Raw genomic sequence first — 274 nt, 5'->3', positions numbered from 1 at the left:
CACTGAAGGCGTCAGACAGGCCACGGCCATAGTCGTTGTTGACGAACGTGACGGCGACGTAGTCGATGCCCTTGTACAGCAGCAGCTTGGCCAGCATTTCGCCCTGGAAGGCGTCGGACGGCACGGTACGGAACACCAGGTCGTTATCGTTCAGCTCGGACACCGCAGGCGCGGTGGAGGCCGGAGACACCATCATCACGCCGCCTGGGATGGCCGCGTTATTGGCCGCAGCAATCGTGGCCCCGGTGCACAGCGCGCCGACGATGGCGGTGAC

Annotated in this window: 1 pseudogene; it reads right to left on the bottom strand. The window is 64.6% G+C overall.

The annotated features are described in order from the left end of the window. Positions 1-274, bottom strand: a pseudogene (locus tag V0R37_RS22160) (leucine ABC transporter subunit substrate-binding protein LivK); the annotation flags it as partial.

This window comes from Pollutimonas rozaliensis, assembly GCF_048751585.1.
Lineage (GTDB): Bacteria > Pseudomonadota > Gammaproteobacteria > Burkholderiales > Burkholderiaceae_B.
The sequence above is the reverse complement of the archived record's forward strand: the minus strand, read 5'-3'. Positions and strand labels throughout refer to the sequence as shown.